This window comes from Exiguobacterium sp. s192 (assembly GCF_018618795.1).
Classification (GTDB): Bacteria; Bacillota; Bacilli; order Exiguobacteriales; family Exiguobacteriaceae; genus Exiguobacterium_A; species Exiguobacterium_A undae.
The window spans coordinates 194,795-217,965 of sequence record NZ_JACSMS010000002.1; the positions used below are offsets into that span (position 1 = coordinate 194,795).

Consider the following 23,171-nt stretch of genomic DNA (forward strand, 5'->3'; position numbering starts at 1 on the left):
GAGGTGATGAAGATGATTTATGAGGCACAGGAAGCAAGGCAAATCGATGAGTGGGCAAAAACATCCGGCTTGCCGCTTGAAGTGTTGATGGAACGGGCAGGGAGTGAAATCGCTAAACGTATCATGAACAACCACGACAGGAAAGAACGAATCTTAATCCTTTGTGGGACGGGCAACAATGGGGGAGACGGCTATGTGATTGGTCGTGAACTGATACGCGACGGTTATGATGTCACGATACATGCGCCGTTTGGAGCGGCGAAAACACCGGTTGCTTTGCTGCATCAACGGTATGCCGAAAAATTTGGTCTGGTGACAGAGGCAGTGTGCGGCCAATACGATGTGATGGTCGATGCTGTGTTTGGGACAGGGTTTGATCAATCCCGCCTGACGAAACCGCTGACCGATTTGTTTGACTGGGTGCGTGAGCAACAACAACGGGCAATGCTGTATGCCGTTGATATTCCGAGCGGCATTCCGACCGATCATGCCATCGGGTTTTCCGGTCAGGGAATAAAAGCGGATGTGACGTTTTCGCTCCATGCCTTTAAACGGTCTGCTTTTTTGTTGAAGACCGCTCCGTTTTTTGGGCGATTGGAGAAGATTGATTTAGGCTTACCGGCCTTTGGCGGATGGCAGTTGTTTTCCGAGTCGATTGCCCCGTTGTTGACCCGTGACGCATACGGTCATAAAGGAACATACGGCACGGCGTTGTTGATTGGCGGTAGCGAACACATGCCGGGTTCGATTCAACTGGCGGCACGTGCTGCTCTTCGAACCGGCGTCGGGAAACTTCAGGTCGCAACGGTTCCGACGGCTCAAGTCGGATTAATTGTCAATGCTCCGGAAGCGATGGTCCTCAATCAGACGACAGAGGCAATTCAAGAGATGATCACAGAAGTGGATGTCGCTGGGATCGGACCCGGTTTAGCTTCGGACTCTGTCTCGGACTGGTTGGATCTTTTGTTTGACCAAGACATCCCGGTCGTTCTGGATGCGGGCGCCTTGATCCTAAATCGTTATCCGGAACGGAAAGCGGCAATTGTCGTCACGCCGCACATCGGTGAATTTGCACGGATGACGAATCAATCCATTCAGACCGTCCAAGACGATTTATTTGAACAGGCAAGTGATTATGCGATGCTGCATCAAGTGACGGTCGTTTTAAAAGCGCATGTAATCCTAATCGCCAAACCAGACGGCGGCGGTTATGTGATTGCCGGGGCGTCAAGCGGATTGGCAAAAGGCGGCAGTGGCGATACGTTGTTCGGTCTGATTACGAGTTTGCTCGGGCAACGCAAACACTATAAACAGGTACCGCTCGAGCAATTGATTGCCATGGGGGTATCTTGGTATGCGCAAGCGTCCAAACACGTGGAACAACGCATTCATCCGAGCAGTATCACCGCGACGGACGTCATTGAACAACTGGGTCAAGTCGAAAATGATGATCTTATCAAATAACGTAACAGATAAACAGACATGTCTCCTTTGAACAAATGAAGGGTCATGTCTTTTTTTAGGAAATAATTGCTAGGAATGGGAGGGCAGGAGTATCATGAAGTGATGTCGAAAAGTTAAGACAATTATCCAATTCAGAAAGGAGGAGACCGATGCCCATCAAGACCGTAGATAAAATCGTTCAGAATCAGCAACGGTGGATTGGCAACTTTGCCTTTTTTTTGATGAGTGCAGGAGCACTTATTTTTTGGATCACGACGGATGAAACGATTCAAAATGCGTATTTAAATCGATCAACGATTGTCAGCGTACTAGTGCTCATTGGTCTGATGACCTTTTTAATCAGCCGCAGTCGATTATCGAACCGTTACCAATCGCATTTGTTATCCGTCATGTTTCTGATCATTCCGGTTACGTCCATTAGTTTGTTGCCGTACGCAGCGGTTACGGTATGGGCAAGTTGCTTTCTATTTTTAATGATTGCCTTGATTGCGTATGACAGGATCATGATGTGGTATGCCGTCGTCATCATCGTTGCGACAAATGGATATGTCATGCTCCGATCGGAAACGGTTTCGGTCGAAATTGATCCAACCGATCACTATGCCCGACTTGGAATGATTGGGATTGCGATTTGTATTGCCTTTATCATTAATCATCTTCACCTTCGCCATCTCCATCGTCTTCAAATACTGGCCAATCAATTACATGACGCAGCCCGTCATGATCTGCAAACACAACTGCTGAATATGCGTGGACTGGAAGAACGTTTTGCCCAGCCGTATCATCCACAACTGTTGTTAGTTGGCGTTCACCTTGAAAATTATTATGAGTTGGCGCGTTATTTCGGCGATGAGATTCAAGAACGGGTGTTATTTGATTGTATCGAACGCCTGAAAACCTTGTTGCCACCGCATTTGGGGATGGTTCGTGTCGAGGGCGGGACGCTTGTTGTCGTGATGGAAAAGCCACCCGGTGTGTCTTGTCAAGACGAGATGGAGCGACTCAGTCAACAGATGTCGGCTCCTTACCAAGTCGACCGGCATCAGATTTACGTCAATTTATATATCGTCATCGATGATGGGGCAGTCCATCCGTCCGGTATGACGAAACGGATTCAACAGATTACATCCGCTCTTCCGGAAAGCGTCCGGAATTCAGAAAAAGTCATGTGTCTGAATGAACAGTGGAGAGCCGAACAGGCGCTTCGGGTGGAAGCGGCGCAAGCGTTATCGCAAGCGGACATCAATCATGATTTTTATCTCGTTTATCAATTGCAGTACGATTCCGATCAGGACCGATTTATTGGTCTTGAAGCACTTGTGCGTTGGAACAGTCCCATCCCGGGTGCAGGACGTCCGACTGTTTTCATTCCGATTGCTGAAAAAAGCGATTTGATTATTCGTCTCGGGGAATGGATTTTTGAAGAGGGCTGTAAAACGAGGAAACGGCTGATCGGATTGGTTCCGGATGACTTCAGTTTGTCCGTGAATGTTTCGCCACGCCAACTGACACATGATTCATTCATGCCGTTCATCGAACGAATGTTACTGAAGTATTCCTTGCAGCCAAAACAAATTAAGATTGAAATTACGGAAAGCCAAGCGCTCGATTTTGAGAGCCAGCCGATTCTGCGGGCATTACGGCGCATCAAGACCCTTGATTTTCCGGTATCGCTGGATGATTTCGGGACAGGGCATGCTTCGTATCACGTCCTCGAACGGCTCTTGCCGCTTCGTCAGTTAAAAGTACCAAAACAATTTATCGAACAAGTTGAAGAATCGGAAAAACGGCAATCGATCTTAGAATCGATTTTCCAACTCAGTCAATCGATGCATGTTGAATGCATCGTCGAAGGTGTCGAGACGGACGAAGAGGTTCGGATTGCCAAAAATATCGGCATTCATTTATTCCAAGGTTATTTTTTCGCAAAACCTGTTGTCCTCGAAGAAATTATTTGCCTGCTGCAAATGAAACAAGCGGAAGTGACGGATTAACGTCACTTCCGCTTTAGTTTGAATACAGATGGAATTGATTTCGTCCCTTCTTCTTTGCTTCATATAAGGCAGCATCAGCCTGTTTAAAAACGATACTTGCCGATTGGCGTCGAGCAAAGGCAACACCGGCTGAGACGGTGATGGACAGGGCATGATCTTGCATAACGAAAGGGGTCTTCGTCACAGTCGAAACAATCTGTTGTGCCAATTGAACAGGAGAAACCTTAAATGTGTTCGGAAGAATGGCGATGAATTCCTCGCCGCCATATCGACCGACTGTCACGTCGTCCGGACATTCTTGGGTCAGCAAAACAGAAAAGTGGCGTAAAACGGCGTCTCCGACGGCATGCCCGTATTGGTCGTTCACGGCTTTGAAATGGTCTAAATCAAACAGGATGACGCCCCAAGGCGCTTGCTCCTGCTCAAGAACCGCTACTTTATCCATGATGACATGGCGATTGGCAAGTCGCGTCAATTGATCGGTTGAAGCCAAGTAGGATTGATACGAGTACAGGACAAAATGCTCCTGCAACATACCAGACAACCGGTAAAACAGAAGAGAAGCAAAAATCGTGATTAAAAAGTACGGGACATAAATCGATTGCCACGCATTGTTTTCTGCTTCACTTAACAACATCCGAACTAAAACGAGCAGAGAGCCAATCGTGACGATGACTGAAAATAAAGCCGCCTTTTGTTTAATGAACCGTGTACAGAGCAAAACAAGGACGATGAAACTGACTAACGTAATGATGGAATTCTGCAAAGCAATCATCGAGTCGCCTGTGTCGAGGATAATCCGGTAGACGATCAGTAGAAGACCCGTCGTGACGATACTGATTGGTCCGCCGTATAAAGCGGATAGGGCGAGTGGCAATAACCGTAAGTCAATAAAAGCGCCATTGAGGGAAATCGAGTTATGAATCAGTAAGATGCCTGTCATGCCGTTGGCTAAACCAAAGTAAAAACGGGTCGAGAATTTGGAATCACGTTGGATGGGGAGCCGGTTCCGCATCAGGTAAAATGTTACGGACAGAACTAAAAAAATGATACAGATATTCAGAAAAAAGATGTTAAGGGTCGATAGCATAAAAAAATCCTTTCACGTTTAACACTATGTAGAAAATGAGATAATATGGAATCTTGTCACCATTGTACGACAATCGAACTACAACATACAGAAAAAACAGCCAATAGAGGCTGTTTTAGCGGATTGGTGCAAACTTATGAATGGTCTGAACGGCTTCATCCCAAGACGAGACGCGAACGATGTTTTCAGGGAGCGGACGCCGGTTGTACGGTGCATCAAACAAGATGACCGGAATCGACGTGTCTTCCGCAATTTGAATCGCATTTTCAAGCCGGTCTTCCATGAAGAGGTCGAGCGACAAATCACGAACGACTTGTACTTTATCGTGAGAGCCTGTCATGATTAACGAATCAAGTGGCAACTCATGTTGTTTGATCCATTCTTCCGTCACGGGGCGGACGATTTCCGATCGCGCCGTCACATAGTGAAGGTCATACTGTTTACGTAACGCCCACAGATGCTGTTTGACGAGTTCTTGTGGGATTGATTCACGATAGATACCGAGTTCATGACCTGACTTGACCATGAATTCCCAAAACTCGATTTGCTCCATGTCCGTATAGGTATGAAGCTCGTATTCAGAGGCCATCTCAAAATCAATCGATGTCCCGAGATATTTGTTCATATAATTAAAGCACGAAGAAGGATGAGTGATTGTTCCATCAATATCAATTCCGATTTTCACTTACATCACCAACATTCTATAAATTTTCTGCCACTAGTATAACATAGTCGAAAAGCGGAAACGAAAAAAAGAGTCGCTCCCGAGGAGGACTCTTTTTTATTAGGCTTGACTGGCTTTTGCGGCTTCTTTTTCTGCTTCTTTTTCGAGAACGATCGCATCGATTTCTTTTTTCAATTCTTCGACCATCGTTGCTTCTGGAACTTTTCGGATGATTTCTCCGTGACGGAACAACAATCCTTCGTTACGTGCGCCGGCAATTCCGATATCTGCTTCGCGCGCTTCACCAGGACCGTTGACGGCACAACCGAGAACGGCAACTTTGATGTTGACTTGAATTTTATCGATGTAATCTTCGATTTCCGCGGCAATCGCCATTAAGTCGATTTCAATACGTCCGCATGTCGGGCAAGAAATCAATGTCGCGGCATTTGCTGCGAGACCAAATGATTTCAAGACTTCTTTTGCGACTTTGACTTCTTCGACCGGATCGGCAGAAAGGGAGACACGGACCGTGTTTCCGATACCACGCGAAAGAATGGCTCCAAGACCGGCGGCTGACTTCAATGAACCGGTACGTAAAGGACCAGACTCCGTGATTCCGACGTGAAGCGGATAGTCGAATGACTCAGAGGCTAACTGATATGCTTCGAGCGCCAATTGAACGTCAGAGGCTTTTAAGGAAACGATGATATCGTGGAAATCGAGATCCTCAAGAATCTTGATATGGTGAAGGGCACTCTCGACCATACCGCGAGCTGTCGGATAACCGTATTTTTCAAGGATGTGTTTCTCAAGCGAACCGGCGTTGACACCAATTCGGATTGGGATGTTTTTTGCTTTGGCTGCCGTTACGACCGCTTCGACTTTTTCGCGGCGTCCGATGTTACCCGGGTTGATTCGGATTTTATCGACACCAGCTTCGATAGCCATCAGAGCAAGTTTGTAGTTGAAGTGAATATCAACGACAAGCGGAATGTTGATCCGGCTTTTGATTTCAGCAAGTGCAAGCGCATCACGCTCTTCCGGACAAGCAACCCGGACGATTTGGCATCCTGCTTCTTCTAGACGTAAAATTTCAGCGACAGTCGCTTCGACGTCGTGTGTTTTTGTTGTCGTCATACTTTGAATGATGACTTCATTACTTCCACCAATGACAAGGTCCCCAACACGAACGGGACGAGTCTTAGAGCGATGGACCATTTTCGGCATATCGAAAATCTCCTTTTGTGGCATAACGCCAGATTGTTTATGACTACTTGTTCTATCATATCGAACTATTCCCTAAAAATCGAGAAACAAGAACGAAAATTGAACATTTACAATTGTTTAACACGAAAAGATGAAAGTCAATCCGTCGCTGGACGGGCATTGAAGCTCAAAAAGTGCTCGAATGCGAAGGTCCTTAGGAGAAACGTCGAGCGGGCTTCTTTTTCCGACGGGCCAGGAAAAGTGGCAGCAGTGAATACAACAGGTGTCCGGCTAATAGAATCGCGATGCCGACCGAAGAGTATCCGAGTTGATAAACAAAGACGCCGATCGGGAACGTCCAAATATTTGCTGCGACGGTATAAGGAAACACTTGTCGAAACGCCCAAGGTTTTGGCAAGATCCACTGAATGAACCAGCGATTTAAGTAAGACACGAACAACAGATACAACAAAACGGCAATTGCAATAAAGATGAAATGGAGAATGAACCAGATGATAAACGGAATCGATTGTTCGAGAAACAGGCTGTCGATCACCGTCGTCCAAAGCGAAATCCAAGCTAATCCACAAAAATAAAGGGGAACATCTGCCAAGCGAGTCTTTAAAAAAAGGCGATTTGGAATTAGGGTGGTTTGTAAGTAATTAAGTAGTTGACTTAAAAAATGCATGGTAATCACTCTTTCTTCTGTTTTATAACAAAGGTATTTTTAGATTCAAATGGCTTTATATCAATGTAAATCTTGTTTTAGTACAGTTTAATAAAACCTTAACAATCAAATACCTAAAAAACTGTTTACAAGTTCAATAGACCTTTACATAATAGGAGAGGTTGAAACAATAGATTCTTCACAAAAAATCAATTCCACTTTTTATACGAGGAGATGACAGGATGAACTATGATTTACAGGAAATGATTTTCACTTTTATTGGTGGACTTGGTATTTTCCTATTCGGTATTAAGTATATGGGAGATGGACTTCAAAAAACAGCGGGAGACCGTCTGCGTTATATTTTAGATAAATATACATCAAACCCGTTTCTTGGGATTTTGGCAGGGATTGTCGTCACGGTCTTGATCCAGTCGTCATCCGGTACGACCGTCATCGTCGTTGGTCTAGTCAGCGCCGGATTGATGAATTTACGTCAAGCAATCGGTGTCGTCATGGGGGCGAACATCGGAACGACGATTACGGCCTTCATCATTGGATTTAACGTCAAGGAAGCAGCACTCCCGGCGATCGCGCTTGGAGCGTTCCTGATTTTCTTCTTCAATAAAGAACGGATTCAATACATCGGACAAATCTTCTTTGGTTTCGGAGCACTTTTCTATGGGTTGACGCTCATGGGCGACGGAATGGCACCGCTTGAATCAAGCGAATGGTTCCGTGACTTAACGGTTTCCATGTCGGATAACCCGTTACTCGGTGTATTCGTCGGAACGATCTTTACGATTCTCGTTCAATCGTCTTCTGCGACGATCGGAATTTTGCAAGAATTGTATGATGGCGGAATGATTGACATCAAAGCAGCCTTACCCGTCTTGTTTGGTGATAATATCGGGACGACGATCACTGCGGTTCTCGCAGCACTTGGTGCGTCAATCGCAGCAAAACGGACGGCGGCAGCGCACGTCATCTTCAATATCGTCGGGACAATCCTCTTCTTAATCGCCTTACCACTGTTTTCGGCGTTCATTACGTGGATTACCGGAGCACTTGATTTGGAACCAAAAATGCAGATTGCTTTTGCACACGGAACGTTTAACGTCGTCAACACCTTGATTCAATGTTGGTTCATCGCACAAATTGCATGGCTCGTCCAAAAAGTCGTGCCGGGCACGGATACGACCGTCGACTCGAAACCACGCCACTTGGATCAAAACATCTTGAACCAATCTTCGTCACTCGCTTTAAATCAAGCGAAGCTCGAAGTGTTACGGATGGGTGAGTTCTCGAAGGAAGCGCTTGGAAAAGCGCATCGTTATACGCAATCGCACGATAAAAAGGATGTATCAGATGCAGGTCAGATCGAATATGCCATCAATCATCTGAATACAGAAGTGACAAGTTATCTCGTCAAAGTCGCGGCACATGACTTATCGGAACGGGAATCAAATGACCATTCACTCTTGATGCATGCCGTCAATGACTTTGAACGGATCGGTGATCATGTTGAAAACGTCATCGAACTCGTTGATTTCCAAATCGTGAATCGTATCGAATTTACGGCACAAGCGAAAAAAGAGTTGGATGAGATGTATGTCTTGACGCAAAAAATCGTCGAAACGGCCATCAAGGCAGTTGAACTTGATGATGTTTCATTGGCACGCCAAGTACTTGAGCTTGAAGGGAAACTGGATTCGCTCGAACGTTCATTCCGCAAACATCATGTCTTGCGCGTTAATGCAGGAGATTGTACCGGTCAGGCCGGAATGATCTTCGTTGATCTGTTGTCGAACTTGGAACGAATCGGTGACCACGCCGTCAATATTACGGATTTGGTACTGGAGCAACGGTCAGGAACAGCATGAAGTGAATATTCATCATAAAACAAGAGGAATTTCTGAAAAGAAATTCCTCTTTGTTTTTGTGAGATAATTTATTGACATTTAAGTTTCATTCCAGTAATCTGATATTAGTTGTTTTAATTCATCATGGCGGTGTAGCTCAGCTGGCTAGAGCGTACGGTTCATACCCGTGAGGTCGTGGGTTCGACTCCCTCCGCCGCTACTATTACTTAAGGACCCTTAGCTCAGCTGGTTAGAGCTGACGGCTCATAACCGTCCGGTCGCAGGTTCGAGTCCTGCAGGGTCCATTTTATAAGCGCACACTCTTTTTTTGAGTGTGCGTTTATTTTTGGTTGCTTGGGGAATATTAAAGATATTGTAATAATGTTCATACAATAATATTCATACTATGGCAATTTAAGGGAGAGCGAAGAGAGATGGAACGTAACCATACAATGATGCAGTTTTTTGAGTGGCATGTAGAAAATGATGGGAAGCATTGGCAACGCTTAAAAGAGAGAGCGCCGGAACTGCGTGCTGCAGGCATCACATCTGTTTGGATTCCGCCGGCATCAAAGGGACAATCAGATGAAGATACAGGGTATGGCATTTACGATGTCTATGATTTAGGGGAATTTGATCAAAAAGGAACGGTCCGGACGAAATACGGGACAAAAGATGAATTGATCGAAGCGATTCAGGTCGCGCATGAAAATGACATCGCGGTTTATGCCGATGTCGTCATGAACCATAAAGCGGCTGCCGATGAACTTGAAACGATTAAAGTTGTGGAAGTCCACCCGGAAGACCGTTCGCAAGAAATTTCAGAAGAATTTGAAATCGATGCGTGGACGAAATTTACGTTCCCGGGTCGAAACGGAAAATATTCTGATTTCATCTGGACACACGAATTTTTCAATGGAACCGATTTTGATGCACGTGAAGAAAAAACAGGTGTTTTCAAAATTTCCGGTAAAAATAAAGATTGGAACGATCAAGTCGATGACGAATTCGGCAACTATGATTATCTGATGTTCGCAAACATCGATTACAATCATCCGGAAGTCCGCGAAGAGATGATCAACTGGGGAAACTGGTTCAAAGAAACGATCAACTGCCAAGGTTTCCGGCTTGATGCGATCAAACACATCAACTATGAATTCGTCAATGAATTTGCCAAATCAATGATCGGGGATAACCCGGAAGGATTTTATATGGTCGGTGAGTTCTGGAAGTCGGATCTAGACGACTGCCGTCAGTTTTTAGACAGTGTCGACTATACGATCGATTTGTTTGACGTCCCGTTGCACTATAAATTCCATGAAGCATCGCAACAAGGGCAGGACTTTGATTTAACGACACTGTTCGCGGATACGTTGGTGGAATCCCATCCGACGAATGCCGTGACATTCGTCGATAACCACGATTCCCAACCGGGCGAGTCGCTTGAGTCATGGATTGATGATTGGTTTAAACAACATGCCTATGCTTCGGTACTCCTTCGTAAAGACGGTTACCCGTGTGTCTTCTATGGTGATTACTACGGAGTACAAGGACCGCATCCGGTTGAAGGCAAAAAGGAAATGATTGATGCCTTGTTGTACGCCCGTTACCATAAAGCCTACGGTGAGCAAGAAGACTACCTGGATGATCCGCATTGTGTCGGTTGGGTCCGTCGTGGAGTCGAAGAATTCCCGAACTCGGGTTGTGCCGTCTTGCTGTCGAACGCGGATATGTGTGAGAAACGGATGTTCGTCGGCGAATCACGTGCCGGAGAACAATGGTTCGATTATACGAATCACCAAGAAGAGCCTGTCGTCATCGATGAAGAAGGATTCGGCGTTTTCCCGGTTCCGGGCGGCGGCGTCTCTGTATTCGCCCCACGCGACGAACAGTAATTTCTAAGGGTCATTGCTTGCACCTGACCAACTATTTTTGCTAGTCTTAAAGAGTATTGAAATTCCGAAAATAGGATAAAGGGGGACATGAAAATGTCAAAATTTGAATTACCAGAACTCGGCTACGCTTATGATGCGCTGGAGCCACATATCGACGCTCGTACGATGGAGATTCACCACTCGAAACACCACAACACGTATGTCACGAACGTAAACGCGGCACTTGAAGGGTCAGAGCATGAAGGGAAATCACTTGAAGAATTACTTCAAAACCTCGATTCACTTCCTGCTAACATTCAAACAGCTGTCCGTAACAACGGTGGCGGTCATTGGAACCACTCGTTCTTCTGGAAACTCTTGAAAAAGAACGATGGAGCAGCACCAACGGGTGAGCTTGCTTCAGCAATCGACGAATCATTTGGTTCATTCGAAGCATTCAAAGATGCGTTCGCAAAAGCGGCAACAACACGTTTTGGTTCAGGTTGGGCGTGGCTCATCGTGGACGGTGGCAAATTAGCTGTCGTTTCAACACCAAACCAAGATACACCAGTCATGGAAGGCAAAACGCCGATTCTTGGACTTGATGTTTGGGAGCATGCTTATTACTTGAACTATCAAAACCGTCGTCCGGATTACATCAATGCGTTCTTTAACGTCATTGATTGGGATCACGTGGCAAAACTTTACGCTGACGCAAAATAATAGGTAGATGAGAGCACTAGTTTTCCGAAAGGGAAACCGGTGCTCTTTTTTAATGCGGAAAATGATGGGATAGGTTGTTATGGAAAGTTTCCTTCTATATAATGAAACAAGATGACTTTTGAACGATAGGGGAGTACGCCATGGCGAAACGAATCACAGTAAGAGGCAGACGGCGTAACCATCTGCCGCTGCGCTTGAATTTAATGTTTTTTGTAGTATTTTTATTGTTTGCGATTTTAATTTTTAGATTAGGTGTCGTTCAGATTGTGAACGGTGAAAAAATTTCACGGGAAGTTCAAAAAACGGAGATGATTGCTTCGAAATACGAAGTACCGCGTGGAAAGATTTATGATCGGGACGGACGACTATTGGTCGATACGATTTCCAAGTACTCGATTGTTTACCGCCGGTCTCAAAATACGAAAGTCGATGAACGGATTGAAATCGCCTCTCGTCTTGCAGCGATCATCAACCTGCCTAAAAAGGATTGGAAAGTGACGGAGCGTGATCTGAAGGATTACTGGATTGCTGTCAACGAAAAGGAATCCGACCGCCGGTATAAAGAGGCCGTCAAAGAAAAATATCCAAGTTCAGAAGCACAAAGTAAGTTATCGATTTCACAGCAAGATCAGATTCGTCTTGATACAATCACAGAAAAAGACATCGATTTTGATGACAAGACGATGGAAGTCGTCGCCATCAAACACAACATGGAAGTCGGCTATGCGCTTGATCCCCAGCTCGTCAAATTGGGGGCGGATGCAAAAGAAATGGCCATCATCGACGAAAACCTCGAAGATTTAAAAGGGGTGTCGGTCGAACCGTTTTATGAACGCTCCTATCCGTATGAAGGGACGCTCCGTAATATCTTCGGGAAGTACTCAAAAATTCCCGCTGAACAACAAGCGGAATTCAAGGCAAAAGGATACAGCTTAAATGACCGTGTCGGGACGTCTTTCCTCGAACAGCAATATGAAGATCTGTTGCGCGGTAAACCGGCATATGATGTTTATGAAACGTTTAACGGCGAGCCTGTCGGCGAACCAAATCGCGAAGAAGGCGAATCAGGAAAAGACCTTGTCCTGACGGTTGATGCGGAATATAACAAACAAGTCGACCAAATTCTCCAACAAGCAATTAAGATGGGGCGCGGTATGGGCAGTGGCTACCTGAAAGAAGGTTATGCCGTCGTCATGAATCCACAAACCGGCGAAATTTTGGCGATGTCGGGACAAAAACTCGATACGGCAACGAACGAATTCAGTGATGTCGCGATCAATAACGTCTTAACTTCCTTGCAAATCGGATCTACGATCAAAGGTGCAACAGTCGCGATGGGACTTGAGGAAGGTGTCATCCGTCAAAATGAAGTCATCAACGATGCACCGATTACAATTGGCGGGACCAAAAAAGGATCCTACGTCAATATGGGACCGATCACGGATCTGACGGCACTTGAACGTTCATCAAACGTGTACATGTTTAACATTGCGATGCGGATGGCGAAGTATCCAAGTAATGGTGTAGCGGGTGCGAGTGTCGACGCGGCAGCGGCGATCATGCAAAACTATTACAGTCAGTTTGGTCTCGGTGTGACAACGGGAATCGATCTTCCGTATGAAGCCAAAGGGGTACAAGGTACACCGGACCGTGTCACACTCTTGATGGACCGTGTAATCGGTCAGTATGATGCCTTTACACCGTTACAGGTGGCGCAATATATTTCGACACTTGCCAACGGCGGATATCGGGTACAACCCCACTTCTTAAAAGAAGTCTTGGCGTCGAACTCGATTGAAGAAGGAACAAAACAAGTCGATTACAGCTTTAAGACCAACTATTTGAACCGGATTGAAATCAGCCAAGCGAACATCGATCATGTCCGTGAAGGGTTGCACCGTGTTGTCAAAGGTGAGCGGGGAACTTCTAAAGTCATCGCCCAGACCGGAATCGATGCGGCTGCCAAAACCGGAACGGCACAGGTCAGTGTTTACGGTGAAGACGGGATTGCACTTCGTGACGGAAGCGGACAGCCGGTTCGTTCGTTAAACTCGAACCTCGTCGGTTGGGCCCCGTACGACAATCCGGAAATGGCATGGGCCGTGTTCCTTCCATATATGGAACAAGAAACGGTCAACTCGAAGATTGGTCATGATTTAGTCAAAGCCTACTTTAATGTCAAGGACGTCCCATGGCAAACTAAGCCTAATTAACTAGTTCAGCGAAGGTGAGGAAACTCATCTTCGTTTTTTTGTTTGGATTGACCTGTTTTTCTAATGAACTTCAAATTGTAAACGCAGAAATACACGCCTTTACAATTCTTTTACGTTGGATTCATTTTGGTTTAATAGTTCATCCGTAGTATAAGTCTTGTAAGGAAAACGGATATAAAGTCGTAGCGTTACCAGCGACATACTTCGAGGAGGAAAATTAATCATGTCTTGGATGAAAAAAACAGCTCTTATTACAACGGTAGCGTCAATCGCAGTAGTCGGTGCGGCATGCGGAAATGAAACAGATGGCTCTTCAAGTTCTTCTGATCTTTCAGGAAAGATCGCTGTAGACGGATCTTCAACAGTCTTCCCAATCATGGAAGCAGTCGGTGAAGAGTATTCAATCGAACAACCAGACGTCGATGTAACAGTCGGAGTATCCGGAACAGGCGGCGGTTTCAAACGTTTCGTCGTTGGTGAAACAGACCTCTCGAACGCATCACGTGAAATTAAAGATGAAGAAGCAGCAGAAGCTGAAAAAAATAATATTGAATTTACACGTCTCTCGCTGGCACTCGACGGATTGACAGTCGCCGTCAGCAAACAAAATACATGGGTTAAAGAATTGACACTCGATCAACTCAACAAAATGTGGCTCGATCCAAACGTCAAGACATGGAAAGATGTTGATCCATCTTACCCGGCTGAGCCAATCAAATTCTTCAGCCCTGGTAAAGACTCAGGAACATTTGATTACTTCGACGAAGAAGTCCTTGACGAAAAAGATATGCGTAAAGATGTTCAACTCTCGGAAGACGATAACGTTCTCGTCAAAGGTGTTGAAGGAACAAAAGGTGCAATCGGCTACTTCGGTTATGCCTACTACGCGGAAAACAAAGATAAGTTAAAAGAAGTTCCACTTTCAGCTGAAGGAAAAGATGCGGTTGATCCAACACCAGAAACAATCAACGACCTGTCTTATCCGCTGTCACGTGAAATCTACACGTACGTCAACAACAAGTCATTAAAAGATAAAAAACAAGTAGCTGACTTCGTTCAATTCACGAATGAGAACGCTGGTGACTTAGCTGAAGAAGTAGGTTACATCAAGATGAAACAAGACCGTTATGATGAAAACGCAAAAGCTATCGAAGACGCAATGAAATAAACATCACCAAACGAGGACGGCCCAAAAAGGGGAAATTCCCCTTTTTCGGGTCCCGTTCTTATGTAGGCATGATGAAGTAGGGAGCGAAGAAGGATGAATCCATCATCAAACAAATCGGTTCGCGAGCTGATTCAACAGAACCGACAACAAAAATTCAGTATGAAAAACGTTATGGAACGGATCATGCCGATCGTACTTTTCCTTTGTGCGTTCGTTTCAGTTGTTACGACCATCGGCATCATTCTCACGTTAGTTCTTGAGACACGCCACTTCTTTGAAGTCGTATCGATCAAAGAATTTTTCGGCAGCACGAACTGGTACCCGTTGAACTCTCAACCGGAGTACGGGATTTGGCCACTCGTCGTGGGAACACTTGAAATTACCGTGATTGCGATGCTAGTTGCCGTGCCGATTGGACTCACTTCTGCGATTTATTTGAGTGAGTATGCATCAGAACGCGCACGTCGTGTTCTCAAACCCATTCTTGAAGTATTAGCCGGTGTTCCGACAATCGTCTTCGGATTTTTCGCCTTGACGTTCGTTACACCATTACTCGTAAAACTCATTCCGGGTCTTGCCATCTACAATGCCTTAAGCCCGGGGATCGTCGTCGGAATCATGATCATCCCGATGATCGCCTCGATTTCGGAAGATGCGATGAGTTCGGTTCCGAAAAAAATCCGAGACGGTGCGCTCGCGCTTGGTTCAACACGTCTTGAAGTCGCTTTAAAAGTTGTTGTTCCGGCAGCCCTTTCAGGGATCATCGCTTCGATCGTTCTCGGAATGTCGCGTGCGATCGGTGAGACGATGATCGTAACGATTGCTGGTGGATCGAATCCAACAGCTCTCGTCAACCCGTTAGAACCGGTTCAAACGATGACTGCTTATATCGTTCAGGTCGCACTTGGCGATGCTGGATTCGGTACGATTGAATACTATAGTATCTACGCTGTCGGTACGTTGTTGTTCGTCTTTACTCTTTTGATGAACTTACTCGCGAACTGGATCACGCGTCGTTTCAGAGAGGAGTACTAAGATGGCCTTACCAGAAAAACAACCCGTACAAAAAAAGTTTATCGATCCTGTTGCTGTTAAAAAATCGATCAGTCAACGCTTGGTCGTCAACAATATCACTAAAATCATTTTCTTGATTGGACTGTTATTTGGTTTAGTCGTACTTGGTATTCTTCTGTCTGGTGTCGTTCGTGACGGAGCAGCCTGGTTGTCACTCGACTTCCTTCAAAACGCTCCTTCACGCCGACCGGATCGTGCCGGAATCTATCCTGCGCTCATGGGCTCAATCTTCCTGATGTTGCTGATCATTCCAATGATCTTCATCCTCGGTGTCGGAGCTGCGATCTATTTGGAAGAGTATGCGAAAAAAGGACGGATGACGTCATTCATCGAAGTCAACATCTCAAATTTAGCCGGTGTCCCGTCAATCGTCTTCGGATTACTCGGACTGACGTTCTTCGTTCGGAACATGGGCTTCGGTTCGACCTTGATTGCCGGAGCACTCACGCTTGCACTGATGAGTTTGCCGGTCGTCATCGTCTCGTCCCAAGAAGCGATTCGAGCAGTCCCGCAAGCAATGCGTCACGCGTCACTCGCGCTTGGTGCCTCAAAATGGCAGACGACGTTTAAAGTCGTCTTACCGGCTTCCTTGCCGGGTGTCATCACAGGAATCATCCTGGCGGTATCCCGTGCCATCGGGGAGACGGCACCACTGATCATGGTCGGTGCAGCCATCTTCATCGCCCGGGCACCGGAAGGTATTTTCTCAGAATTTACAGCGTTACCGATTCAAATCTACAACTGGACAAGCCGTCCACAAGCCGATTTCCAAGGACTTGCGGCAGCAGGAATCATTGTCTTGATGGTCATCCTCTTGACGATGAACTCACTTGCGATTTGGATCCGGAACCGTTTCTCAAAACGATACTAATCAAAGACTTATAATGAAATGAATCACGTTCTGAACCACGAAGGAGGAACACAGATGATGGATACGAAGCTGACGACGAAACCAGCCAAAGAAGGGGCAAAAACGATGAATCAACCAGTAGCTGCACGACAAAGCGTATACCGTGTAAATGATTTGAACTTATGGTACGGCGATGATCACGCCTTAAAAGATGTTAATCTCGACATCAAACAAAATGAAGTCACGGCAATCATCGGACCGTCAGGATGCGGTAAATCAACGTTCATCAAGACTTTGAACCGGATGGTTGAACTTGTCCCGATCGTTCGTACGAACGGTGTCATCGAGTACCATGGCCGAAATATCTTTGATAAGGATTACGAAGTCGAAGAATTACGGACATCCGTCGGGATGGTCTTCCAGCAACCGAACCCGTTCCCGAAATCGATTTACGACAACATCGCTTACGGACCACGTGTTCACGGTGTCAAAAACAAGAAAATCTTAGATGAAATCGTTGAACGGAGTTTACGTGGTGCAGCGATTTGGGACGAGGTAAAGGATCGGTTAAACGAGAATGCGTACGGTTTATCCGGTGGACAGCAGCAACGTCTCTGCATCGCCCGTTGCCTTGCGATTGAGCCGGATGTCATCTTGATGGATGAACCGACCTCGGCACTTGACCCGATCTCGACGTTGAAAGTCGAAGAACTTGTTCAAGAATTGAAAAAAGACTACTCGATCATCATCGTCACGCACAACATGCAACAAGCGGCACGTGTCTCGGATAAAACAGCCTTTTTCTTGAACGGTGAAGTCGTTGAATTCGATCAAACGGACCGAATCTTCTCGAATCCGAGTGACAAACGGACCGAAGACTATATCTCAGGACGATTCGGATAACGAGGAGGAACTTTCAATGGCAGCGAACCGGACGATTTTTGGAGAAAACCTAGCAGTACTTGATCAAAAAGTATTTTTGTTAGCCCGTAAGACGATGCAACAGATTGCGACAACGGCGGAAGCTTTAGAAAAATACGACCGCGAGATTGCGCTCAAAGTCATCGAAAACGACAGCGAACTCGATGCACTTGAACTTGAAATTAATGATGATGCGATCTTACTGATTGCGAAACAACAGCCGGTCGCGACGGACTTACGTCGTTTGATCACAGCCATCAAGATTGCAACCGACCTCGAACGGATTGCCGATTACGCCGGAAATATCTCGAAAGCGGTGTTACGTGTCGAAACGTTCCCGTACGTAATTGACATCTCATTATTAAAACAAGCGTTCGAAACGTTGCTCGACATGACGGAGACAGCGATTGTCGCCTATCGTGACGGAGACATTGAGAAAGCAAAAGCGTTGTCGGATCTCGATAACATCATCGATGAGACGACGTATAAAGCATTACGTCAATACATGCGCCATATGTCATTGCAGCCGGTCGTTGTTGACGAAATCATGCAATTCACGAATATTTGCCGATACATCGAACGGATGGGCGACCATTTGACGAATGTCGGGGAGCATCTGATTTATCTGGAAAAAGGAAAACACTATGATTTAAACAACTGATTGCAGTAGGCTAGAGGGAGATCCTCTGCCTACTTTTTTTTTGAAAAGGATTTTGAAACAAGTTTGTAGAATAAGAAAGAAGTGAATAAAGAGAAAGAGGTGATAGGTAATGCTTGAAAAAATCATAAAATTAAAAGAACAAGGACTGACGATCAAACAGATCGCAGAAAAAGTAGAATCGACTGAAGGGAAAGTCAAATACGCCTGGAGCAAGTACCGAAAATCATTAACGGAATCGAATACAGCACCAACCGAAACGGCTACGACGCCTAAACCGAAAAAGAAGAAGGCAGGGGTAACCGTGAGCGCTTCAAAAGAAAACGAGATTGTGCCTGCATTGACGGCAATTCCTTCATTAGAACGAGATGCCTTTGGAATGGCGACGCATTACGAAGACGATATCATGCATGCCATCGTTCAGTCTCCGACATCGGTCTACGTCTACTGGGAATTGTCCGAGTTATCACGGAAGATGCTCGAGACACATTATCATGCCTCGTTTGATTCATTCCGAAAAGAACTTCGGATCATCGATGTCACACTCCGTGACTATGAAAAAGGCGAAGCGAATCGAACGTATCAGTTTGAATTGCCGGAAATGACCAATACATGGTTCGTCCGTCCGTTGATGCCAAATACTACATACATCATCGAATGGGGCATCCAGACGATTGACGGTGACTTTTTACCTGTCCTGCGTTCAAAACCAGTCGAAACACCACGGGATGAACCGGTGATGGACGGACGTTTTGCGGAAGTCGTCGCACGTTGGCAGTATGGTGAGTTGGAACAGCCGGAATGGGTAGAAGTCTTACGCCCGTATTCCTACTTCGACCGAGTTCGTTAAGACAATAGAAAGAAAGCACAAGGAGAGGAAGAAAAACATGCGCAAAGGATATTTTTCATTAGTCTTACACGCCCATTTACCGTATATCCGCCATCAAGAAGCTCATCGTCTGGAAGAGCGTTGGATGTACGAGGCGATTTCAGAAACCTATATTCCATTACTGTGGGAAATTGACCGTTTGGAACGTCCGCTCGGGTGGACGATCAGTATTTCACCGCCCGTCATCGAGATGTTGGCCGATTCTTTGATCCAAACCCGTTACGTGGAACATTTGGATGATACGTTACGGTTGATTGATCAGGAATTAAAACGTGACTTGATGAAGGAAGAACGAGATGCCTTATTATTCTATCAAGAGCGGTACCATGATTTAAAAGTGACGTTTGACTACTGGAACCGTGATCTCAACGGCGCCTTCCGTCATTACAAAGAACAAGGGTATCTCGAGTTGATGACGTGTACGGCGACGCACGGATTCAGTCCGCACATGTTGTCCGAACAGGCAGCGCGGTCTGAAATCCAAACCGGATTAAACTGCTTTGAACGCCATTACGGTTATCGTCCGACCGGTCTATGGATGCCGGAGTGTGCCTATACGCCGGGACTTGATAAAATCATGTATGAAGAAGGAATCCGCTATACATTTGTTGATGAACATTCGATCGTCAATGCGGATCCGTCACCGAAACACGGCATCGGCGCGCCGGTCTATTCACCACACGGTGTTGCGTTATTCCCGCGCGATCAAATCATTTCGGGTCGGATCTGGAGTTCCGTCATCGGTTACCCGGGTCATCCGGACTACCGCGAATTTTACCGCGATCTTGCCTACGACCGCGAATGGGACCAGATTGCAGAATTCATGCATCCTGAGGGATTACGATACGATACCGGACTGAAGTTACACCGCGTGACGGGTGAATCGGATCAAAAAGACTATTATGTGCGTGATTGGGCTTGGAAACGGACAGATGTTCACGCGACGGATTTTGCAGAAGCACTTGCCAATCATTTGGACGAACAAAGCGGTCAAGACTTCCCGCCGTTTCTCGTGACGGCACCGTTCGATGCTGAACTGTTTGGACATTGGTGGTTTGAAGGTCCTGATTTCCTCGGAAAAACAATGGAACGTTTTGAAGAGTTCGGAATTGAATCGATTTCTCCGACGACTTTCCTTGAGCGTCATTTCCAGGACATTGAGACGGTACACGTCGCGATGGGAACATGGGGACGAAAAGGTTATGCCGACGTTTGGATCAACGAACGGAATGACTGGATGATTCGTCACCTGCATCAGCTTGAAAAACGATTGGCAGGAGTCGTTGCCCGTAATCGACATCAAGATGAACTGACCGTCAAAGCCAAGCGTCAACTGATTCGGGAGTATCTGCTTGCCGTCTCGAGTGACTGGCCGTTTATTCTCGATGGACAAACGACAGCACAGTATGCGGCAAATCGGTTCCGTGAACACATCAAACGATTTGAAGAAACGGAACGCCGACTTGATGCCAATGAACTGACATTGGAGTGGCTGGATGCCCGTTATGCGGAATATCCGTTTTTAGCCGATACGGACATCGAGCCGGACGTCTTCTTGACACCGCACGATTATTATGTAGCCGTTCAACGTGAATCGTCTTGGAATGATGAGGCCATCTTGATTGTGACGACGCAGTATGATGATACGAATCGTCCGGTTGCCGAGTTTGCGAAACGTCTGGCGGCTTCAGGTGAGAATGTCTATGTCATTACAGCAGGAGCGACCGATTATCAACATCAGGACGGAGTACATGTCTACCATGTCGAAGTGAACGGTTTACCGCTCGTTCAGACGTATAACCAGCTCGCGGGGTTAAACCTGGCTGTTTTACGACAAGCACAAGCACTCAATAAGATCGTCGAGTTCCGTCTTGTCCATAACTTTAATATGGAGACGGCATCCGCTGCACAATCGTTTGCTGAAATGAACGGTCTGCCTCTTGTCAGTAACGTCTACGATTTGGAAAGTGAACGTTCACAAGGCGGAACAGGCGGATTGGTCGTTGCGATTAAACGACTTGAAGGAGAAGCACTTCGCCATTCAAATGTGATTTATCTTGAGCGGGAAGAAGCGCGAAACGGGATTGAACATGACTATCATGTCGAAAAAGAACTGCGTTCCTTCCAAGTGAACCTTGAAAATCCGTACCAGCATGTAACGATTCCGAAAAAGAACGGATGAACAGTTGCAATTCACTTCCTTTCTTGGTACGATACTTGAGTATGCTTAACCTTATGTAAAGCAAAAACACTTGATACATCGAGAGCTAGATAGGAGGGAATCCCATGCGCGTTAAAATTACTTTGGCTTGCACTGAAACTGGTGACCGTACTTATATCACTAAGAAGAACAAGCGTAACAACCCAGAGCGTCTTGAGTTGAAGAAATACAACCCACGTCTCCGTAAGCACACACTTCACCGTGAAGTAAAATAATTGAGATGGAAGCCGTCACCTTGTGTGATGGCTTTTTTGTTGAATAAGGGGGACTTTACAGGATGGAAAAGCAGGAAATCCGACAGTTCATTACGCACCAATTAAATACATTGGGTCATCGGCAACAACGTGAGCAACAGATTTATGATCGGCTCTTCACCGTTTCAGCATGGGAAAATGCCCGTTCGATTGCTGTCACCTTATCGTTTCGAAATGAGTGTTCGACCGATCCGATCATCGAAAAAGCATGGGAGCTCGGTAAACAGGTAGTGATTCCGAAAGTGGTACACCGCGAGATGAAGTTTTTTGAGTATCTGCCGAACAGCCGGTTGGTGGAGACAACGATGGGGATCCGGGAACCCGACGATACAGCGGTGGAACGGTCATTGAATACGATCGATCTTTGTTTGGTTCCCGGTCGGGCCTTCATGCGAAACGGATTTCGTGTTGGATGGGGAGGCGGCTTTTACGACCGCGCATTAGTCGATTATCAGGGAAATACGTTAGCGGTTGCGTTCGAGTGCCAACTCGTCCCGACATTTGCCGTCGAATCGTTTGATCGACCGGTCGACCAAATCGTGACAGAGTCCGAGGTCATTTTATGTCGGTGATGTACGGAATCCTATTTTGTTTTTTACTCGGATACATCGGTTATCGATTGCAGCTGTTGACGATCAGCGGTGCTGTCTGGACGATTGTCGTCGGAACGGTCGTCATTTATGGGTTTGGATACAGCGGACTGATCTTATTGATGCTCTTTTTTGGCAGTTCGAGTCTATTATCAAAACTCGGCAAACGGAGAAAACAGACGGTGAATCAAATCGTTGAAAAAGACGGAGCGCGTGACGGCTGGCAAGTCCTTGCAAACGGCGGTGTCGCAACTCTTGCTTCGGTCGGCTATGCATGGACGGAACACACCGCGTTTCTTGTATTGTTTTTGATTGTGCTCGCTGCTTCGAATGCGGATACGTGGGCTTCTGAAATCGGTCCGCTTTCGCAAAAAAATCCGTTTCTTTTTACAGGGCGGCGTGTTCCGGCCGGAACGAGCGGAGCGGTTTCTGTCCTCGGGACGTCAGCGACAGTGGTCGGAGCCTTGTTTATCGCAACTGCCGGTGATCTGTTGTTTACATTACCTGCCGATACATGGGTACTCGTGACCGCCTTGGGAGTGGCCGGAAGTTTGTTTGATACATTATTTGGCGGAACGATTCAACGGAAGTTTCGTTGTACGGTCTGCTCGAAAGAAACAGAAAAACGGATGCATCATGATACACCGACAGTTTACGTCAAAGGCTGGAAATGGCTCGGGAATGACGGAGTCAACTTTTTATCGAGTGCACTGGCAGGTCTGATTGGTTTTATTGTGTATCGAATGTGGTAAGTGGAAACTGTAGATGTAATTTTACCTTATGTTA

The 23,171-nt window shown here is 46.1% G+C and carries 20 protein-coding genes and 2 tRNA genes; 18 read left to right on the forward strand and 4 right to left on the reverse strand.

The genetic code is table 11. The annotated features are described in order from the left end of the window. Positions 1-12: 12 nt before the first annotated feature. Both KNP87_RS05910 and KNP87_RS05915 read left to right on the forward strand, forming a co-directional pair. The gene (locus KNP87_RS05910; RefSeq protein WP_214721122.1) at positions 13-1,464 is read left to right on the forward strand and encodes an NAD(P)H-hydrate dehydratase; all 1,452 of its coding nucleotides are present in this window, start codon (positions 13-15) and stop codon (positions 1,462-1,464) included. A 149-nt stretch (positions 1,465-1,613) separates the two neighbouring features. Continuing rightward, a complete protein-coding gene (locus tag KNP87_RS05915) occupies positions 1,614-3,458 on the forward strand; it encodes a GGDEF domain-containing phosphodiesterase (RefSeq protein WP_214721123.1) in 1,845 nt (614 codons plus the stop codon). A 13-nt stretch (positions 3,459-3,471) separates the two neighbouring features. On the opposite strand, the gene KNP87_RS05920 is transcribed toward KNP87_RS05915, so the two are convergent. The 4 genes from KNP87_RS05920 to KNP87_RS05935 all read right to left on the reverse strand — a co-directional run bounded on the left by KNP87_RS05920 (position 3,472) and on the right by KNP87_RS05935 (position 7,034). Then, positions 3,472-4,473 (reverse strand): GGDEF domain-containing protein, encoded by a 1,002-nt coding sequence (locus tag KNP87_RS05920; RefSeq protein WP_214721124.1) that lies wholly within the window; start codon positions 4,471-4,473, stop codon positions 3,472-3,474. 190 nt (positions 4,474-4,663) lie between these two features. Next, positions 4,664-5,233: a 5' nucleotidase, NT5C type gene (locus KNP87_RS05925; RefSeq protein ID WP_081776048.1), complete on the reverse strand. Its 570-nt coding sequence runs from the start codon at positions 5,231-5,233 to the stop codon at positions 4,664-4,666. Positions 5,234-5,332: 99 nt separating this feature from the next. Continuing rightward, the gene (gene ispG, locus KNP87_RS05930) at positions 5,333-6,442 is read right to left on the reverse strand and encodes a flavodoxin-dependent (E)-4-hydroxy-3-methylbut-2-enyl-diphosphate synthase (RefSeq protein ID WP_026833607.1); all 1,110 of its coding nucleotides are present in this window, start codon (positions 6,440-6,442) and stop codon (positions 5,333-5,335) included. Positions 6,443-6,635: 193 nt separating this feature from the next. Then, positions 6,636-7,034 carry a hypothetical protein gene (locus KNP87_RS05935; RefSeq protein ID WP_119923077.1) on the reverse strand — a complete coding sequence of 133 codons (399 nt, stop codon included), beginning with the start codon at positions 7,032-7,034 and terminating at the stop codon, positions 6,636-6,638. Positions 7,035-7,330: 296 nt separating this feature from the next. On the opposite strand from KNP87_RS05935, the gene KNP87_RS05940 reads away from it, so the two are divergent. The 16 genes from KNP87_RS05940 (at position 7,331) to KNP87_RS06015 (ending at position 23,137) form a co-directional block, all read left to right on the forward strand. Further along, entirely contained in the window at positions 7,331-8,971 is a 1,641-nt protein-coding gene (locus tag KNP87_RS05940) for a Na/Pi cotransporter family protein (protein ID WP_026833605.1), read from the forward strand. Positions 8,972-9,096: 125 nt separating this feature from the next. Further along, positions 9,097-9,170 (forward strand) — tRNA-Met (locus KNP87_RS05945). An 11-nt stretch (positions 9,171-9,181) separates the two neighbouring features. Next, positions 9,182-9,255, forward strand: a tRNA-Ile gene (locus KNP87_RS05950). Between the two features lie 129 nt (positions 9,256-9,384). Beyond that, complete coding sequence (locus tag KNP87_RS05955) at positions 9,385-10,845, forward strand: alpha-amylase (protein ID WP_214721125.1); 1,461 nt, start codon at positions 9,385-9,387, stop codon at positions 10,843-10,845. 93 nt (positions 10,846-10,938) lie between these two features. Next, positions 10,939-11,547, forward strand: a complete 609-nt coding sequence (locus tag KNP87_RS05960) for a superoxide dismutase (protein ID WP_026833603.1) — start codon at positions 10,939-10,941, stop codon at positions 11,545-11,547. Positions 11,548-11,687: 140 nt separating this feature from the next. Next, on the forward strand, positions 11,688-13,760 hold the full coding sequence (locus KNP87_RS05965; protein ID WP_214721126.1) for a peptidoglycan D,D-transpeptidase FtsI family protein: 2,073 nt from the start codon (positions 11,688-11,690) through the stop codon (positions 13,758-13,760). A gap of 223 nt (positions 13,761-13,983) precedes the next feature. Next, on the forward strand, positions 13,984-14,928 hold the full coding sequence (locus tag KNP87_RS05970; RefSeq protein ID WP_119922487.1) for a PstS family phosphate ABC transporter substrate-binding protein: 945 nt from the start codon (positions 13,984-13,986) through the stop codon (positions 14,926-14,928). Positions 14,929-15,021: 93 nt separating this feature from the next. Further along, positions 15,022-15,963 (forward strand): phosphate ABC transporter permease subunit PstC, encoded by a 942-nt coding sequence (gene pstC, locus KNP87_RS05975; protein WP_119922488.1) that lies wholly within the window; start codon positions 15,022-15,024, stop codon positions 15,961-15,963. 1 nt (position 15,964) lies between these two features. After that, positions 15,965-16,873, forward strand: a complete 909-nt coding sequence (gene pstA / locus KNP87_RS05980) for a phosphate ABC transporter permease PstA (protein ID WP_026833599.1) — start codon at positions 15,965-15,967, stop codon at positions 16,871-16,873. Between the two features lie 105 nt (positions 16,874-16,978). Continuing rightward, entirely contained in the window at positions 16,979-17,755 is a 777-nt protein-coding gene (gene pstB / locus KNP87_RS05985) for a phosphate ABC transporter ATP-binding protein PstB (RefSeq protein WP_051524104.1), read from the forward strand. Between the two features lie 16 nt (positions 17,756-17,771). Further along, positions 17,772-18,434 (forward strand): phosphate signaling complex protein PhoU, encoded by a 663-nt coding sequence (phoU, locus tag KNP87_RS05990; RefSeq protein ID WP_026833597.1) that lies wholly within the window; start codon positions 17,772-17,774, stop codon positions 18,432-18,434. Positions 18,435-18,543: 109 nt separating this feature from the next. Then, complete coding sequence (locus KNP87_RS05995; RefSeq protein WP_026833596.1) at positions 18,544-19,281, forward strand: DUF4912 domain-containing protein; 738 nt, start codon at positions 18,544-18,546, stop codon at positions 19,279-19,281. 37 nt (positions 19,282-19,318) lie between these two features. After that, positions 19,319-21,502: a 1,4-alpha-glucan branching protein domain-containing protein gene (locus KNP87_RS06000; protein WP_119922489.1), complete on the forward strand. Its 2,184-nt coding sequence runs from the start codon at positions 19,319-19,321 to the stop codon at positions 21,500-21,502. A gap of 104 nt (positions 21,503-21,606) precedes the next feature. Then, positions 21,607-21,756 (forward strand): 50S ribosomal protein L33, encoded by a 150-nt coding sequence (gene rpmG, locus KNP87_RS06005; protein ID WP_012369771.1) that lies wholly within the window; start codon positions 21,607-21,609, stop codon positions 21,754-21,756. Positions 21,757-21,818: 62 nt separating this feature from the next. Continuing rightward, the gene (locus KNP87_RS06010; RefSeq protein ID WP_119922490.1) at positions 21,819-22,367 is read left to right on the forward strand and encodes a 5-formyltetrahydrofolate cyclo-ligase; all 549 of its coding nucleotides are present in this window, start codon (positions 21,819-21,821) and stop codon (positions 22,365-22,367) included. Continuing rightward, the gene (locus KNP87_RS06015) at positions 22,367-23,137 is read left to right on the forward strand and encodes a DUF92 domain-containing protein (protein ID WP_233550657.1); all 771 of its coding nucleotides are present in this window, start codon (positions 22,367-22,369) and stop codon (positions 23,135-23,137) included. The genes KNP87_RS06010 and KNP87_RS06015 overlap by 1 nt, the downstream gene beginning before the upstream one ends. Positions 23,138-23,171 lie beyond the last annotated feature (34 nt).